The following is a 14866-nucleotide window of genomic DNA, read 5'->3' on the forward strand; positions in this document are numbered from 1 at the left end:
GCGGTGCCGCAGCGCTCACGACCCTTGCACGCCATCGCGACGTCGGGCCCATCGCGCCCGATCCACAGTGAGGTTTTACTGACGGAGTCGGACCATGTCCCTGCGCGCCTTCGGCCTGAACTGCTCGCTCAAGCGCGGCACTGCGCCCTCGTCCACCCAGCGCCTGCTGGATCAGATCCTGCAGGCACTGGCCGCGCACGGCGTGCAGGGCGATTCGGCGCGTGTGGCCGACTTCGACGTGCGCCCCGGCGTACGTGCCGACGAAGGCGACGGCGATGCCTGGCCGCAGCTGCGCCAGCGCGTGCTGGATGCAGACATCTTCGTGCTGGCCACACCGATCTGGGTCGGCCATCCGTCGAGCCTGGCGCAGCGCGTCCTGGAGCGCATGGATGCGTTTCTCGGCGAAATCGGCGACGACGGCGTGTATCCGACCTTCAACCGCGTGGCCATGGTCGCGGTGGTGGGCAACGAGGATGGCGCGCACAAGGTCAGCGCCGATCTCTACCAGGGGCTGACCGACTTCGGTTTCAGCGTCGCCGCCGGCAGCCCGCCGTACTGGGTCGGCGAGGCGATGGGCAGCACCGACTACCAGGATCTGAAACAGACGCCGAAGGTGCTGGCCGACACCATCAAGACCGCCGCCAGCAACGCCGCGCACCTGGCGCGCCTGCTCAAGGCCAATCCGTACCCACCGCCGCTGGCCTGAGCGTTCCGCCGCGTCGGAGCGCCAGTGGCACGGAGCCGCTGCGCTGCGGCTGCAACCCTGCGAAATCGCTGGTAAGGTCGCGCGATGTCCGACCTGCATCCCGATTTCATCGAAGTGTTCGATGGCGCCATGTCCCGCGAGGACTGCGCCGCCATCCTGCGCCGCCTGCGCGGCAGCACCCAGTTGCGGCCAGGCGAGGTCGGCAGCGGCGTGTTCCCCGAGCTCAAGCGCAGCCGCGACCTGCGCATCAGCGGCCTGGAGCCATGGCGCGACGTGGAACAGCGGCTGCAGCAGGCCGTGTTCGGCGGGCTGCTCGGCTACCTGCGCAAGTACCCGCAGACCCTGATCTCGCCGCTGATGCTGCAGGTGCCCGGCGCCGACGGCCAGCCGCACCGGCTCGGCGCCGACGATTTCGCCCTGCTCGACGACGCCGCGCTGTCCAACCTGGCGCGCACCTGCCTGCGCCCGGGCGCGATCAACCTGCAGTGGTACGAAGCGGGCGAGGGCGGCTACCCGTACTGGCACTGCGAACTGTACCCGCGCGATCCGAGTGCCGAGACCCTGCACCGGCACCTGCTGTGGACCCTGTACCTCAACGACGATTTCGACGAGGGCGAGACCGAGTTCCTGTTCCAGCAGCGCAAGATCGTCCCGCGCGCCGGCAGCCTGCTGATCGCCCCGACCGCCTTCACCCACACCCACCGCGGCAACCGCCCGCAGCGCGGCGACAAGTTCATCGCCACAAGCTGGATCCTGTTCCAGTCGGCGCAGGCGCTTTACGGCAGGGAATAGGGAATGGGGAATGGGGATTCGTAAAAGCTGCTTTCTTGGTGGCTGAATTGCAGTGGCTGCGTCGGGCCGCCGCGACGCGCCGCTCTTGCTAATCCCCAATCCCGAATTCCGAATCCCTGCCCCATTACGAATCCCCAATCCCGAATCCCCAATCCCCGCTCAAAACAACACGCCCTGCGGCGACGGCGGGCGCGGCGGCAACGGTTTGACGAAGTGGCTGCAGTCCAGGCGGCGACGCGGGGACTCGGCATAACCCAGCCGCTTGTGCGCCAGCGCGAAGCGCCGTGCCAGCAGGTCGGCGTACACCCCTTCGCCGCGCATGCGCTTGCCGAAGGTGCTGTCGTAGTCCTTGCCGCCGCGCAACTGCTGCACCGTGCTCATCACGTGCGCGGCGCGGTCGGGATGGTGCGCCTGCAGCCAGTCGCGGAACAGCGGCGCCACCTCGTGCGGCAGGCGCAGCAGCACGTAACCGGCGGACTCGGCGCCAGCCTCGCGGGCCGCCTCCAGCACCGCTTCGAGGGCGTGATCGTTGATCCACGGGATCACCGGCGCCACCATCACCCCGACCGGCACGCCGGCCTCATGCAAGCTACGCATCGCCCGCAGCCGCGCGTGCGGCGCCGAGGCGCGCGGCTCCAGCTTGGCCGACAGCCGCGGGTCCAGCGAGGTCACCGAGAAGTACACGCTGACCAGGTTGTCTCGGGCCAGCGGCGTCAGCAGGTCCAGGTCGCGCTCGACCAGCGCGTTCTTGGTGATCAGCGAAAACGGGTGGCGGGTCTCGGCGAAGACCTCGATCAGGCGCCGGGTCAGCTGTAGCTTGCGCTCGATCGGCTGGTAGGCGTCGGTGTTGATGCCCAGCGCGATCGGGCTGGGCACGTAGCCGGGCTTGGCCAGCTCGCGGCGCAACAGTCCCGGGGCATTGGTCTTGGCAAACAGCCGCGTCTCGAAGTCCAGCCCCGGCGACAGGTTCAGATAGGCGTGGCTGGGGCGGGCGAAGCAGTAGCTGCAGCCGTGCTCGCAGCCGCGGTACGGATTGACCGACTGCGCGAACCCCACATCCGGCGACTGGTTGCGGCTGATGATGCTGCGTGCGGTCTCCTCGCTCACCTGGGTGCGCAGGCGCGGGGCGGCGAATTCCTCGCTGTCGTCGGGATGCCAGCCGTCGTCCTCGGCCTGGCTGACGGTTCGTTCGAAGCGGCCCGGCAGATGGCTGCCGGCGCCGCGGCCCTTGATGGCGGTGCTCATCGGCATAGGCTACGCGCCGACCGTCTCGGCGGATGCGACGGCACCGACGGCGGCGCTGAATCTTTCAGGCCGGCACGTACCATTTGGTTGCTTCCCCGGCTTGCGCAGGCATCGAAGGCGATGCCAGCGCCGCAGATCGTGCTCCTCGGTGGCCGGCGCGTCGACGCCGGTTTTCGCCGAGCCCGCACGCCGTCGCGCGCGAACGCCACACGGCAGGCGTCATCCGGCTGCCGCGTGCGCGTGTCATACACCGTGCAGTGCGGTGCCGGTTCGCAGAACCATGTGCCGCCAGCGAGCCAGACGGCCGCTGCACGCGATCAGGCCACTCGCCACCATGCCCAGCCGACGCCGCTTTCGCCGCAACCTCCGCGCCACCCTCTAGAATCCGCCGATGCTCGTGATCGCGACTCTGCAGAACACCTGGGACCGGCTGACCGGCATCCCTCACATCGGCGCCTACCTCACCGCCGCCTACCTGCTGTACATCCTGTGGCTGAGCGGCTGGATCGTGCTGCAGAAACGCGAGCCGGCGGCGACGCTGAGCTGGGTGCTGTCGCTGGCCGCCTTGCCCTACCTGGGCTTCGTCATCTACTACCTGCTGGGCCCGCAGAAGGTGAAACGGCAGCGCCTGCGCCGTGGCCGCTCGCGCTCGGGCATGGAGCACTACAGCAGCGTGTGCCCACCCGACGCCGACTGCACCGAGCTGGCCAAGATCGCCCAGGCCACCACCGGCCTGGCGCCGAGTTCGGCCACCGCGGTGCAGTGGCTGGTCGACGGCGCCGCTACCTACGAGGCGATCCTGCGCGACATCGGCGCCGCGCAGCACCATGTGCACCTGGAGTACTACATCTTCAATCCCGACCGCACCGGCACGCGCATCCGCGACGCGCTGGTCGAGCGCGCTCGCGCCGGGGTGCGGGTGCGCCTGCTGCTGGATGCGGTCGGCTCCTCGCAGGTGCGCAAGCGCTTCCTGCGGCCACTGCTGGAGGCCGGCGCCGAGGTGGCCTGGTTCCATCCCACCCAGTTGCTGCGGCCGTTCAAGTTCAAGCGGCCCTGGGTCAACCTGCGCACCCACCGCAAGATCGTGGTGATCGACGGCCGCATCGCCTTCACCGGCGGCATCAACGTCACCGACGAGGAGAACGAGGCGCTGCGCGCCGACGCCTACCGCGACCTGCACCTGCGCTGCGAAGGCCACGTGGTGCGCAGCCTGCAGCTGGTGTTCGTGGAGGACTGGCTGTACGCCACCCGGCAGGGCCGCGATGCCTTCGACATGGCGCGGATCTGGCCCAGCGACATGCCCAGCCGCGATGCCGGCACGATCCAGGCGCAGGTGCTGGTGTCGGGGCCGGATTCGTCGTGGGAGAGCATCCATCGCCTGCAGGTGGCGGCGATCCACGAGGCGCAACGGCGGGTGTGGCTGGTCACGCCGTACTTCGTGCCGGGCGAGGCCGCGCGCATGGCGCTGACCTCGGCGGCGCTGGGCGGGCTGGACGTGCGCCTGCTGGTGCCCAAGCGCAGCGACTCGCGGCTGGTGACCTTGGCCGCGCGCTCCTACTTCGACGAACTGCTGCAGGCCGGCGTGCGGATCTACGAGTACGGCCCGCGCATGCTGCACACCAAGGCGCTGATCACCGACGAGGACCTGTGTCTGGTCGGCAGCGCCAACTTCGACAACCGCAGTTTCCGGCTCAATTTCGAGGTCGCCACGCTGTTCCGCGACCGTGGGCTGACCCGGCAGCTGGCCGAGCTGCTGGAAGGCGAGATGGCCGACGCGGTGCGCGTGCGCGACGACCGCAAGCGCTCGCTGTGGCGCTACCGGCTGCCGGAGGCGGTGGCGCGGCTGACCTCGCCGCTGCTGTAAGCGCGGCGCCCCGGCGCCGGGAGCGGCGCGCGCCGGCCGCCACGCCACGTGGAACCGGCACGCCCGGCGGCGCTACACTGCGCCATCCTTGGGGAGATCGTCATGTACTGGCTCTTTCTGCCGCTCGCGCTGGGTGCTTTTGTTCTGGCGTTCACGACGCCGCACATGTGGTTGCTGGTGGTGAGCCTGCTGGCCGCGCTGGCCTTTCTGCTGGCCTGGGCACGCGGCTGGTACGTGGCCAAGATCGGCGACGCCAGCCAGCGCGACGCGATGCCGATGATCGACCCGGCCGAACTGCGCCGGCTGCGCGAGCAGGCCGAGGCGCGCCGCGCTGCGGCCGCCGCCAGCGACGACGCCGCGGCACCATAAGCGGTTCGCCGGCGATGACCAAGCTCAGCGTCAACGTCAACAAGATCGCGGTGCTGCGCAATTCGCGCGGCGGCGACCTGCCCAGCGTGCTCGACGCCGCGCGTGCCTGCCTGGACGCCGGCGCACACGGCATCACCGTGCACCCGCGCCCGGACCGGCGCCACATCCATGCCGAGGACGTGCTGGCGCTGGCCGAACTGACCCGCGAGCGCGGCGTCGAATTCAACATCGAGGGCAACCCGTTCGCGCCGCCGCGTCCCGGCTACCCGGGACTGATCGCCCTGTGCGCGCAGACCCGCCCGGCGCAGGCCACCCTGGTGCCCGACGGCGACGGCCAGCTCACCTCCGACCACGGTTTCGACTTCGGCCGCGACAGCGAGCGTCTGCGCCCGCTGATCGCCGAACTGAAAGCCCTGGGCTGCCGGGTCAGCCTGTTCGTCGATGCCGACAACCCCGACCTGGCGGTGGCGGCCGAACTGGGCGCCGACCGCATCGAGTTGTACACCGGTCCCTATGCCGCCGCATGGGAGCAGGGCGACAGTGCCGCGGCCGCGCCGTTCGCTGCTGCCGCACGCCGCGCGCAGGCTGCCGGGCTCGGCGTAAACGCCGGCCACGATCTGGCCCAGGCCAATCTCGGCGCGTTCCTGGAGACGGTGCCGCAGGTGCTGGAAGTGTCGATCGGCCACGCGCTGATCGGCGAGGCGCTCTACGCCGGGCTCGACGCCACGGTGAAGGCGTATCTGGCGGTGCTGGCCGGGGCACGCTGAGCGAGGCCGGCAGCGCGGCCTGGCTCCCTGGAACTTGCCCGCGTCGCGGGCGCAGCGATCGCGTCGCGATCGGCGCAATCCAATCATCCAGGGTCGTTCACTGTCTCCTGCAAGCGGGACCCCGCGGCTTCTCGCGCACGCGACGCCACCGGCAATGGTGGCGTCGCACCACAGACCGCCTGTTACTGCACGAAGCCGATGCGCTGGACGTCGGCGTTCTTGGCCGCCGCCAGCACCTTGGCCATGGCCTCGTAGTCGGCGTCCGGGCTGGCATCGATGCGCAGTTCGGGCGGATTGCCGGCCGCCTGCGCCATCGCTTCCTGCAGCCGGGGCTGCAGATCGCGCAAGGCCAGCGGCGCGGCATTCCAGAACAACTGGCCACTGGCGTCCAGGCGCAACTGGATCGGGTCCGGTGGCGGCAAGGGCCTGGACAGTGCCGGCGTCCGCTGCGGCAGGTCCATGGCGATCGTCCGCGTCAGCATCGGCGCGGTGACGATGAAGATGATCAACAGCACCAGCATCACATCGACCAGCGGGGTGACATTGATCTCCGCCAGCGGTCCCCGATTCCCTGCAGCACTGAACGCCATGGCCAGCCTCCTGTGGGTGTTGTGGTGTCGCGCCACCAGCCTACACCCGCGGCGCGGCGGGATGCGAGGGGCGGCGACAGGCGGGCAGGCTCGGGAGTGGTCCCGCATCGGACTGCTCAGGCCGGGAGGCGAGCAGGCGAGCGCGAAGCACGCCCGGCCAGGCGGACGACGCGACGCGCCACACGCAGGACCGCAGGCCGGCATCGTCGCAACGGGCAGGGCAGCCAACCATGCACGCACAAAAAAACGCCACCGTTTCCGGTGGCGTTTGCAGTCGCGTCATGACTGAGGTGTTGCGGTGAAGCGAATTGCGGTGAAGCTTATTGCTGCACGAAGCCGATCTTCTTCATGTCCGAGTTCTTGGCGGCGGCCAGCACCTTGGCCATCACTTCGTACTCGGAATCCGGATTGGCATCGATGCGCAGTTCCGGCTGGTTGGTCGGATCGCGCTGGACTTCGTTTTCCATCATCTGCGGGAGCGCACTCACCGCCACCGGGCTGTTGTTCCAGAACACCTGGTTCGACGCATCGATCCGCAGATCGATCGGCGGCGGCGGATCGCGCAACTGCGGCGGCGGGTTGATGACCCGCTGCGGCAGATCCACGTCGATCGGGTACGTCATGATCGGCGCGGTCACGATGAAGATGATCAACAGCACCAGCATCACGTCGACCAGCGGCGTGACGTTGATGTCGGCCATGGGACCACGGCCGCCTCCTGAGCTGAACGCCATGGCTCAGTTCCCCTTCTCTTTGGTCGCAACGAAGCCGACGTCCAGCATGCCCTGACTCTGCGCGATCTTGGTGATCTCGTTGATCGTGCGCATCTTGGTGGTGCGGTCGCCACGCAGGTTGAGCGGCGGCTGCGGGGTCTGCTGTGCAGCGGTCGAGAAGCGCGATTCCAGGGCTTCCTTGGAAATCGGCTCATCGTTCCAGTACAGCGACCCGTCCTCCTTGACCGCCAGGGTGATCGGATTCGAACGCTTGTCGTCCTTGTCCGGATCCTGCTTCAAGTTGGCTTGGGGCAGTTCCACCTTGACCTTGTGGGACATCAGCGGTGCCGTGATGATGAAGATGATCAGCAGCACCAGCATCACGTCCACGAGGGGCGTGACGTTGATGTCGGCCATGGGGCCGCCGCTGTTACCACTACTGAAAGCCATAACGGGCTCCGTTAACGTTGCGTGGACGACTTAGCCGGGATCAGCGAACGCGCGAACCGGTGGCGAAGAAGTCGTGCAGGTCGTGAGCGAAGGTGTCGAACTTGGCGATCACCGAACTGTTGACCTTGCTGAAGAAGTTGAAGGCGAACACGGCCGGGATCGCGACGAACAGACCGATCGCGGTCATGATCAGCGCTTCACCGACCGGGCCGGCCACGGCGTCGATCGAGGCGGAGCCGGTGGCACCGATCTTGATCAGCGCGCCGTAGATGCCCCACACCGTACCCAGCAGACCGACGAACGGCGCGGTCGCACCGACGGTCGCCAGCAGGGTCATGCCCGACTGCAGCTTGGTGCTTTCGCGGGTCACGGCCTGACGCAGGGCGCGGTCGACGAACTCCGAACGGCTCAGGGTCTCGCCCAGGCCGGTGCCGGTGCCGGCTTCGGCGCGCTGGTGGTGCGCGGCGGCCTGCGCAGCGTCCAGGGCGATTTTCGAGAACGGCTCGGAGGCCGGCTGCTCTTCCATCGCACGGATGGCGTCCTGGGCGTTCGGGGTGTCCCAGAACAGGCTGGTGACGCGGTCGGCCTGGCTCTTCAGACGGGTGGCGCGGAAGATGTTGATGATCGTCCAGTACCAGGACGAGGCGGACATGATGATCAGGGTGATGAGCACCACCCAGGAGACGGCGAAGTCACCCGGCTTGGAGGTCATTTCGGTGATCAGGTGCTCGAAGCCCATCTGCGACAGGGCGTTCGATGCGTTGTTGCCCCCCGCAGCAGCGGCGATGAAAATTTCCTGCAGCATGACGCTTACCTTTGTTGTGTGTGGTGGTGATGAGGGTGGTGCAAAGAGTAGACAGGGTCTGCGGACCGGCGGTGCGCCGGTCCGCGCAACCTTTGTATCAGTTCAGCGCGAAGTTGACCGGGACGCGGACGCGGCCGGCGGTCTTCTGTCCATTGACGACAGCGGCATTGAACCGCCACTTGCGCGCTGCTTCCATGGCGGCGCGGTCCAGGTCGCGGTTGCGGCTGGATTTCTCGACGGCAACGTTCGTGACGTTACCACTGGCATCGACATCGATGATCAGGATCACCTCACCCTGCGCGCCCGACCGGAATGCAGCCGGCGGGTACTTCGGCGGGTTCATGTTCTTCGACGAAATATCGACGCTAGCGCTGATGTCCGAGGGTGCGGCCGGCGGCGCAGGCGGCGACGGCGGGGTGGCCACGTCGTTCGGGCGCGGCTCCGGCACGTCGATCACCGGGGCTTCCGGCGGCGGCGGCAGCGGGGTCGGCTTCGGCGGCGCGAGGTTCTTCACCGGCGGCGGCGGAGTTTCCGGCGGCTTCGGCGGCGGCGGCGGCGGCGGCGGCGGCGGCGGCGGTGCGTCCACCAGGGTGACCATGATGTTGCGTTCCTTCTCCGCCACCGCCTTGGGCGCAACGGCCGGAATCAGCAGCAACATCAGCGCCGCAAGATGCAGCGCGATTACGAAGGCAATACCGATGATGCGCGGCCAGCTGAGGCCGGAGGCGTCATCTTTGTCGTACTGCCGATGGATGACCAGTTGTTCCGTCATGCGCCAATGACTCAATTAAAGGGGGGCGGATTCCGCTGTGGAGCGGAACCCAAGTTCACGCGGCAATGACACCGCAGGAACCTCCAAGCTTATACCAATCCCTGTTACCTGCACTACTTTCAGCACTGGTCTTCGGGGGCTTTTTTTGCGTGCTACTTCAGGTTGATGATCTTCTTGGCGTCTTCCGGCTTTTTGACGCCCTTGGCCAGTGCCTGCTGCGCGGCCTGCTTGGCCTCGGCAACGCGGCCTTCCGAATGCAGCACCTTGGCCAGGTTGAGATAGGTTTCGCCATCCTTGGACAGCGGCGCCGCCTTCTGCCAGTTCTCGATCGCCTGCGGCAGCTGGTCGGTGTAGTAGTACGACTGCGCCAACGCCAGGTAGGTCTGGTAGTCCGGCTTCAGAATGCCCTTCTGCATGCCTTCGTTGATGACTGCGATGACGTCCTTTTCGTGGCCGTCGGTGTTGGCGTAGATCGAGTACAGCTGCTTGTATTCCTTCTCGTCGGTCAGCTGACCGGCGGCACGCAGCTTGTCCATCACCGCCGCGGCCTTGTCCATCTGGTCGGCCTGCATGTACATGCTGGCCAGGTTGAGCTGGGCCTTCTTGTCGTTGGGCGACTTGGCGGCCAGCGCCTCGGCGGCCTTGACCGCTTCACCGGTCTGGCCGGCTTCGGCGTAGGACGCCATCAGCAGCTGATTCCAGCTGTCCTTCGGCTCCGGCGACGCGGCGATCGCCTGCTTCAGCGCCGGGATCGCTTCCTGGTAGCGCTGCGCCTGGTACAGCGCCTGGCCCTTGAGGATCAGGTCTTCCGGGCGGGTCGACTTGGTTTCGGCGAGGAACTTGTCGAGGGTGGCCAGGCCTTCGGCGGTCTGCTCGTCCTGCAGCTGCAGCTGCGCCAGCATCAGCATCGACTGGTAGTGGCCGTTGTTGTCCAGGCCGTTGAACTGGATCGCCTGCTTCAGGTACGCCTGCGCGGCCTTGCTGTCGTCGAGGTTGTAGGCGGCCTGCGCGGCCAGCTGCGCGGCGACCGACTTGTCGTATTCGTTGGCGCCGCTGTTGCCCAGGATCTCATCGGCCTGGCTGCGCACCGACGCGTAGTCCTCGCCCTTGTTGTAGGTGTCGATCAGCTTCTGCAGCTTGCTGCCGAGCTTGGACGAGGGCTTGCCGTTGGGCTCCTTGCGCTCGGCGTTGGGGAACAGCACCGCCGCCTTCTCGTTCTTGGCATTGCGCGAGGAACGGTGGTCGGTGCGATCGCTCTGCGCAGCGGCATCGGTCACCACCGCGCCACCGAGGGCGGCGGCGATCACCAGGGACAACAACGCTTGCTTGCGAATGCGGAATTTCATGGGTCACCTCGGTGGATACCGCCCGGAGCGGCACGGAAGACGGAGCGGCCGTTCCTCGGCCGAGCCAGCAAACCTATCAGAAACCTGTACGCCGTGAAAACGTTTTTGGATGCGTTTTCTGTGACAGTGCCGGCGACGGACACAGGGACGACGGACGACTCAGCCGCACTTGGGCGTCCTGCCGGCGCTGCGCGCCTGCGCATACACCGGTTCCAGCGCGGCGACATCGCGCTGCAGTTCGCCGATGCGGGCACTGGGATCGGGGTGGGTGGACAGCCACTGCGGCGGACGTGCGCCACCGGCGGCCATCATGTTCTTCCACAGATCCACCGCCTGCGCGGGATCGAATCCGGCCTGCGCCATCAGGCGCTGGCCGACGACATCCGCTTCGGTTTCCTGCTGGCGCGAACCGGGCAGCAGGAACAGGGTCTGCGCGGTCATGCCGCCGACCTGGCCGACGGTGTCGGCCGCGCCCTGACCGTAGCGGGCACCGGCCAACGCGCCAATCACGCTCAGGCCTGCCTGCGCACCGAGCTGGCGGGTGATGCGTTCTTCGTGATGACGCGAAATGACGTGGCCGATCTCGTGGCCGAGCACGGCGGCGAGCTGGTCCTGGTTCTTGGCCACGCTGAAGATGCCGCTGTTGACCCCGACCTTGCCGCCAGGCAGGGCGAACGCGTTGGGTTCCTTGTCGTTGAACAGCGCGGTTTCCCAGCCGGTGCCGCGCCATTGCTCGGGCAGCTGCGCGACCAGCGTGTTGACCACGCAGCGCACGTAGGCGTTGCGCTTGGGATCGGTGTCCAGCTGTTCCTTGGCCTTGGCTTCGGCGAACGCCTGCGCGCCCATCTGGTCGAGTTGTTGTTGCGAGATGCCGCCCACGACCTGGGTGCGCCCGGTTGGCGATGTCGTCGTCGCACACGCTGCCAGCAGCATCGCCAGCGATGCGCCAAGTACCACTTGCTTCATACGGTCCCCCCTCCTAACACGCGTCGCAGTGTGGGGCGCCGCGTCTTAACATTTCGTCAAACAAACCTTCAGGTTGCGCCAAACCAGTAGAGTCCGGCGACCGCGATGGCGTTGTTGAGCCCGTGCGCGGCGATCGGCGCCCATAGGGTGCCGGTGCGTTTGTACAGCCAGGCGAACGCGGCGCCCATGCCGCCGTAGACCAGCCACAGTTGCGCGGTGGCGGCCAGGCTGTTGCCGGTGGTCCCCGGTACTTCGTGCACCAGGGCGAAGGCGGCGCCGCTGAGCAGCATGCCCAACCGCGGCCGGCCTGCGTCCCACAGCCGCCCGAACAGCACGCGGCGGAACAGCAGTTCCTCGTAGGCCGGGGCGATCACGATCGCGAACACGCACAGGAACAGCGGCATCTGCGCCATCGCGTCCTGCATCAGCGGCAGGTTGGTCGGCACCGGCTTGATGCCGATCTGCGCCGCCAGCGCGGAGATCGTCGCGCTGCCGACGAACACCCCGACCGCGACCAGCAGCACCCAGCCCCAGGTCGCGGGTGCGCGCGCCGCCAGCCACGAGGCGCGGCGCTCGGCGGCGCTGGCCGGACGCCGCAGGAAGTACAGCAGCAGCGCCGCGGAGAGCGTGCTGACCAGGGCGATCAGCAGTTGCGCCAGCGCCCCCGGCTGGCCGACCTGCTGCGCGACCAGCGCGGCCAGGCGATCGGCAGGCACGCCCTGCGCCTTCAGTTCCATCGCCAGCTGGAAGCCGCGGATCACGCCCCAGACCAGGCCGCTCAGCACGCTCACCGCCAGCAGCACCACCGCCGCCAGCAGCACGTCGAGGAAGAAACCGAGGATCGGCCGGCGCGGGCGGGCCGGCGGCGCGGAAGGCAACGGCAGCGGGGTGGCGGGCAACGGCGGTGCGGTCATCGCGATCCTGTGCGGAAGCGGGCGGAAGGCACAGCGGGACGCCCGCCCCGGCGCACGCCAGGGCGGGGACCGCCAGGGTCAGATATCGAGGTTGGCGACCTTCAGCGCGTTTTCTTCGATGAAGTCGCGGCGCGGTTCGACCACGTCGCCCATCAGCGTGCTGAAGATCTGGTCGGCGGCGACCGCGTCCTCGATGCGCACCTGCAGCAGGCGACGCGTATCCGGGTTCACCGTGGTCTCCCACAGCTGCTCGGCGTTCATTTCGCCCAGGCCCTTGAAGCGCTGGATCTGGCGGCCCTTCTTGGCCTCCTCGAACAGCCAGGCGTAGGCCTGGGCGAAGCTGGTGATGGCCTGGGTCTTGTTGCCGCGCACGATCTGCGCGCCCTCGCGCACCAGCCCATGCAACTCCCGCGCGATCTCGCGCAGCGGCCGCAGCTCGCCGCTCTCGAACACCGCCATCGGCACCACATAGGTGGTCTCCTCGCCCATGTGCCGGCGCTCCACCAGCAGGGTGGCCGGGCGCTGCGCGTTGGACGCCTGGAAACGCAGGCTGTAGCGCGCCGAGCCCAGGCTGCCGCGGTTGAGCACCGCCTGCAGCGCGTCCAGGCTCGGATGCGTCTCGCCCTCGCTCTCGAGCTGGGCCACGTCCAGCGGCGGCAGGTCGATCAGCGCGCTCAGCAGCGCCGGGTCGTAGCGGTGCGCATTGCGCGCCACCGCCTCGTTGGCGCTGGCGAACAGCAGCAGCAGCTTCTCCAGCGCCGCACCGGTGATCGGTGGCTCGTTGCTGGCCGGAACCAGCGCCGCGCCTTCGACCGCGCTGCTGGCCAGGTAGGCGTTGAGCGCGTTGTCGTCCTTCAGGTACAGCTCCTGCTTGCCCTGCTTGAGCCGGTACAGCGGCGGCAGGCCGATGTAGACGTAGCCGCGCTCGATCAACTCCGGCATCTGCCGGTAGAAGAAGGTCAGCAGCAGGGTGCGGATGTGCGCGCCGTCGACGTCGGCGTCGGTCATGATGATGATGCGGTGGTAGCGCAGCTTGTCCGGGTTGTACTCGTCGCGGCCGATGCCGGTGCCCAGCGCGGTGATCAGCGTGCCGACCTGGTCGGAGGACAGCATGCGGTCGAAGCGCGCGCGCTCGACGTTGAGGATCTTGCCGCGCAACGGCAGCACCGCCTGGTTCTTGCGGTTGCGGCCCTGCTTGGCCGAGCCACCTGCCGAGTCGCCCTCGACGATGAACAGCTCCGACAGCGCCGGATCCTTTTCCTGGCAATCGGCCAGCTTGCCGGGCAGGCCGGCGATGTCCAGCGCACCCTTGCGACGGGTCAGGTCTCTTGCCTTGCGCGCGGCCTCACGGGCGCGGGCGGCATCGACGATCTTGCCGGCGATGGCCTTGGCCTCGTTGGGGTTCTCCTGCAGGAACTCCTCCAGGCGCGCGCCGAAGGCGTTCTCCACCGCCGGGCGCACGTCGGAGCTGACCAGCTTCTCCTTGGTCTGGCTGGAGAAGCTGGGGTCCGGCACCTTCACCGACAGCACCGCGATCATGCCTTCGCGCATGTCGTCGCCGGTCAGGTTGATCTTGGCCTGCTTGGCGATGCCGTTCTGCTCGATGTAGGTATTGAGCACGCGGGTCAACGCGCCGCGGAAGCCGGCCAGGTGGGTGCCGCCGTCCTTCTGCGGGATGTTGTTGGTGAAGCAGTACATCGTCTCCTGGTAGGAGTCGGTCCACTGTAGCGCCACGTCCACGGTGATGCCGTTGTGCTCGCCGGTGACCGAGATCACGTTCGGGTGCAGCGGGGTCTTCAGCTGCGCGAGGTGCTCGACGAAGCTGCGGATGCCGCCCTCGTAGTGGAAGTCGTCGCGACGCCCCTCGCCGCGCTCGTCGGCGAGCACGATCTTGACCCCGGAGTTGAGGAAGGACAGCTCGCGCAGGCGCCGGGCCAGGATGTCGTAGTGGAACTCCACGTTGTTGTGGAAGGCCACGACCGACGGCCAGAAGCGTACGGTGGTACCGCGCTGGGTGGTCTCGCCGAGCTTGACCAGCGGCGCGACGGCCGCGCCGTTGCTGAATTCCTGCTGGTAGTGCGAGCCGCCCTGGAACACGTCCAGCAGCAGCTTCTCCGACAGCGCGTTGACCACGCTGACGCCCACGCCGTGCAGGCCGCCGGACACCTTGTAGCTGTTGTCGTCGAACTTGCCGCCGGCGTGCAGGACGGTCATCACCACTTCGGCGGCGGAGACCTCACGGCCGAGCTTGGCGCTCATCTGCGCGTGCTTGCCGACCGGGATGCCGCGGCCGTTGTCCGACACCGAGACCGAACCATCGGCGTGGATCGTCACCGCCACGTGGTCGGCATGCCCGGCCAGGGCTTCGTCGATGGAGTTGTCGACGACCTCGAACACCATGTGATGCAGACCGGTGCCGTCATGGACGTCGCCGATGTACATGCCGGGCCGCTTGCGGACCGCCTCCAGGCCTTCCAGGGCGGTGATGCTGTTGGCGTCGTAGTTGCCGTTGCTGGGCGGGGTGTTCTGTTCGTCGGTCATGCGGGTGCCGTAGGCTCCACGAGGCG

Annotated in this window: 15 protein-coding genes; 5 read left to right on the forward strand and 10 right to left on the reverse strand. The window is 68.0% G+C overall.

All coding sequences use genetic code 11. The features are described 5' to 3' along the window. Positions 1 to 94 precede the first annotated feature (94 nt). Positions 95 to 706, forward strand: coding sequence for a flavodoxin family protein (locus ACHWVH_RS07590; protein ID WP_152236791.1), 612 nt, complete (start codon positions 95 to 97; stop codon positions 704 to 706). Between the two features lie 84 nt (positions 707 to 790). Further along, positions 791 to 1498, forward strand: coding sequence for a 2OG-Fe(II) oxygenase (locus ACHWVH_RS07595; protein ID WP_017911286.1), 708 nt, complete (start codon positions 791 to 793; stop codon positions 1496 to 1498). A gap of 159 nt (positions 1499 to 1657) precedes the next feature. Here the strand turns inward: ACHWVH_RS07595 and ACHWVH_RS07600 are convergent, their stop codons facing one another. Beyond that, positions 1658 to 2743 (reverse strand): PA0069 family radical SAM protein, encoded by a 1086-nt coding sequence (locus ACHWVH_RS07600; RefSeq protein WP_295928519.1) that lies wholly within the window; start codon positions 2741 to 2743, stop codon positions 1658 to 1660. A gap of 391 nt (positions 2744 to 3134) precedes the next feature. Between ACHWVH_RS07600 and cls the strand changes: the two genes are divergently transcribed. From cls to ACHWVH_RS07615, 3 genes are all read left to right on the forward strand, one after another. Then, positions 3135 to 4607: a cardiolipin synthase gene (gene cls, locus ACHWVH_RS07605; protein ID WP_152236794.1), complete on the forward strand. Its 1473-nt coding sequence runs from the start codon at positions 3135 to 3137 to the stop codon at positions 4605 to 4607. Between the two features lie 102 nt (positions 4608 to 4709). Further along, positions 4710 to 4976, forward strand: a complete 267-nt coding sequence (locus ACHWVH_RS07610) for a hypothetical protein (protein ID WP_010340662.1) — start codon at positions 4710 to 4712, stop codon at positions 4974 to 4976. Positions 4977 to 4990: 14 nt separating this feature from the next. Beyond that, positions 4991 to 5743, forward strand: a complete 753-nt coding sequence (locus tag ACHWVH_RS07615) for a pyridoxine 5'-phosphate synthase (protein WP_017914585.1) — start codon at positions 4991 to 4993, stop codon at positions 5741 to 5743. Positions 5744 to 5925: 182 nt separating this feature from the next. Here the strand turns inward: ACHWVH_RS07615 and ACHWVH_RS07620 are convergent, their stop codons facing one another. The 9 genes from ACHWVH_RS07620 to gyrB all read right to left on the reverse strand — a co-directional run bounded on the left by ACHWVH_RS07620 (position 5926) and on the right by gyrB (position 14840). Beyond that, entirely contained in the window at positions 5926 to 6333 is a 408-nt protein-coding gene (locus tag ACHWVH_RS07620) for a biopolymer transporter ExbD (RefSeq protein WP_017911271.1), read from the reverse strand. 320 nt (positions 6334 to 6653) lie between these two features. Further along, the gene (locus ACHWVH_RS07625; RefSeq protein ID WP_010340665.1) at positions 6654 to 7067 is read right to left on the reverse strand and encodes a biopolymer transporter ExbD; all 414 of its coding nucleotides are present in this window, start codon (positions 7065 to 7067) and stop codon (positions 6654 to 6656) included. 3 nt (positions 7068 to 7070) lie between these two features. Then, entirely contained in the window at positions 7071 to 7496 is a 426-nt protein-coding gene (locus ACHWVH_RS07630) for a biopolymer transporter ExbD (protein WP_010340666.1), read from the reverse strand. Between the two features lie 40 nt (positions 7497 to 7536). Then, the gene (exbB, locus tag ACHWVH_RS07635) at positions 7537 to 8301 is read right to left on the reverse strand and encodes a TonB-system energizer ExbB (RefSeq protein WP_010340667.1); all 765 of its coding nucleotides are present in this window, start codon (positions 8299 to 8301) and stop codon (positions 7537 to 7539) included. A 97-nt stretch (positions 8302 to 8398) separates the two neighbouring features. After that, positions 8399 to 9073, reverse strand: coding sequence for an energy transducer TonB (locus ACHWVH_RS07640; RefSeq protein WP_242082628.1), 675 nt, complete (start codon positions 9071 to 9073; stop codon positions 8399 to 8401). 152 nt (positions 9074 to 9225) lie between these two features. Then, positions 9226 to 10419 (reverse strand): lipopolysaccharide assembly protein LapB, encoded by a 1194-nt coding sequence (locus ACHWVH_RS07645; protein ID WP_152237609.1) that lies wholly within the window; start codon positions 10417 to 10419, stop codon positions 9226 to 9228. 159 nt (positions 10420 to 10578) lie between these two features. Further along, positions 10579 to 11385, reverse strand: coding sequence for a M48 family metallopeptidase (locus ACHWVH_RS07650; RefSeq protein WP_026143554.1), 807 nt, complete (start codon positions 11383 to 11385; stop codon positions 10579 to 10581). A gap of 68 nt (positions 11386 to 11453) precedes the next feature. Next, a complete protein-coding gene (locus ACHWVH_RS07655; protein ID WP_267098919.1) occupies positions 11454 to 12299 on the reverse strand; it encodes a CPBP family intramembrane glutamic endopeptidase in 846 nt (281 codons plus the stop codon). 78 nt (positions 12300 to 12377) lie between these two features. Further along, positions 12378 to 14840 (reverse strand): DNA topoisomerase (ATP-hydrolyzing) subunit B, encoded by a 2463-nt coding sequence (gene gyrB / locus ACHWVH_RS07660; RefSeq protein ID WP_017915838.1) that lies wholly within the window; start codon positions 14838 to 14840, stop codon positions 12378 to 12380. Positions 14841 to 14866 lie beyond the last annotated feature (26 nt).

This window comes from uncultured Xanthomonas sp. (assembly GCF_964278005.1).
Taxonomy (GTDB): Bacteria; Pseudomonadota; Gammaproteobacteria; order Xanthomonadales; family Xanthomonadaceae; genus Xanthomonas_A; species Xanthomonas_A sontii.

Coding starts and splice junctions, on each gene's coding strand:
- cls (WP_152236794.1), top strand. CDS start 3,135: ATGCTCGTGATCGCGACTCTGCAGAACACCTGGGACCGGCTGACCGGC.
- ACHWVH_RS07630 (WP_010340666.1), bottom strand. CDS start 7,496: ATGGCTTTCAGTAGTGGTAACAGCGGCGGCCCCATGGCCGACATCAAC.
- ACHWVH_RS07610 (WP_010340662.1), top strand. CDS start 4,710: ATGTACTGGCTCTTTCTGCCGCTCGCGCTGGGTGCTTTTGTTCTGGCG.
- ACHWVH_RS07640 (WP_242082628.1), bottom strand. CDS start 9,073: ATGACGGAACAACTGGTCATCCATCGGCAGTACGACAAAGATGACGCC.
- ACHWVH_RS07620 (WP_017911271.1), bottom strand. CDS start 6,333: ATGGCGTTCAGTGCTGCAGGGAATCGGGGACCGCTGGCGGAGATCAAT.
- ACHWVH_RS07650 (WP_026143554.1), bottom strand. CDS start 11,385: ATGAAGCAAGTGGTACTTGGCGCATCGCTGGCGATGCTGCTGGCAGCG.
- ACHWVH_RS07615 (WP_017914585.1), top strand. CDS start 4,991: ATGACCAAGCTCAGCGTCAACGTCAACAAGATCGCGGTGCTGCGCAAT.
- ACHWVH_RS07625 (WP_010340665.1), bottom strand. CDS start 7,067: ATGGCGTTCAGCTCAGGAGGCGGCCGTGGTCCCATGGCCGACATCAAC.
- ACHWVH_RS07655 (WP_267098919.1), bottom strand. CDS start 12,299: ATGACCGCACCGCCGTTGCCCGCCACCCCGCTGCCGTTGCCTTCCGCG.
- gyrB (WP_017915838.1), bottom strand. CDS start 14,840: ATGACCGACGAACAGAACACCCCGCCCAGCAACGGCAACTACGACGCC.
- ACHWVH_RS07595 (WP_017911286.1), top strand. CDS start 791: ATGTCCGACCTGCATCCCGATTTCATCGAAGTGTTCGATGGCGCCATG.
- ACHWVH_RS07645 (WP_152237609.1), bottom strand. CDS start 10,419: ATGAAATTCCGCATTCGCAAGCAAGCGTTGTTGTCCCTGGTGATCGCC.
- ACHWVH_RS07590 (WP_152236791.1), top strand. CDS start 95: ATGTCCCTGCGCGCCTTCGGCCTGAACTGCTCGCTCAAGCGCGGCACT.
- exbB (WP_010340667.1), bottom strand. CDS start 8,301: ATGCTGCAGGAAATTTTCATCGCCGCTGCTGCGGGGGGCAACAACGCA.
- ACHWVH_RS07600 (WP_295928519.1), bottom strand. CDS start 2,743: ATGAGCACCGCCATCAAGGGCCGCGGCGCCGGCAGCCATCTGCCGGGC.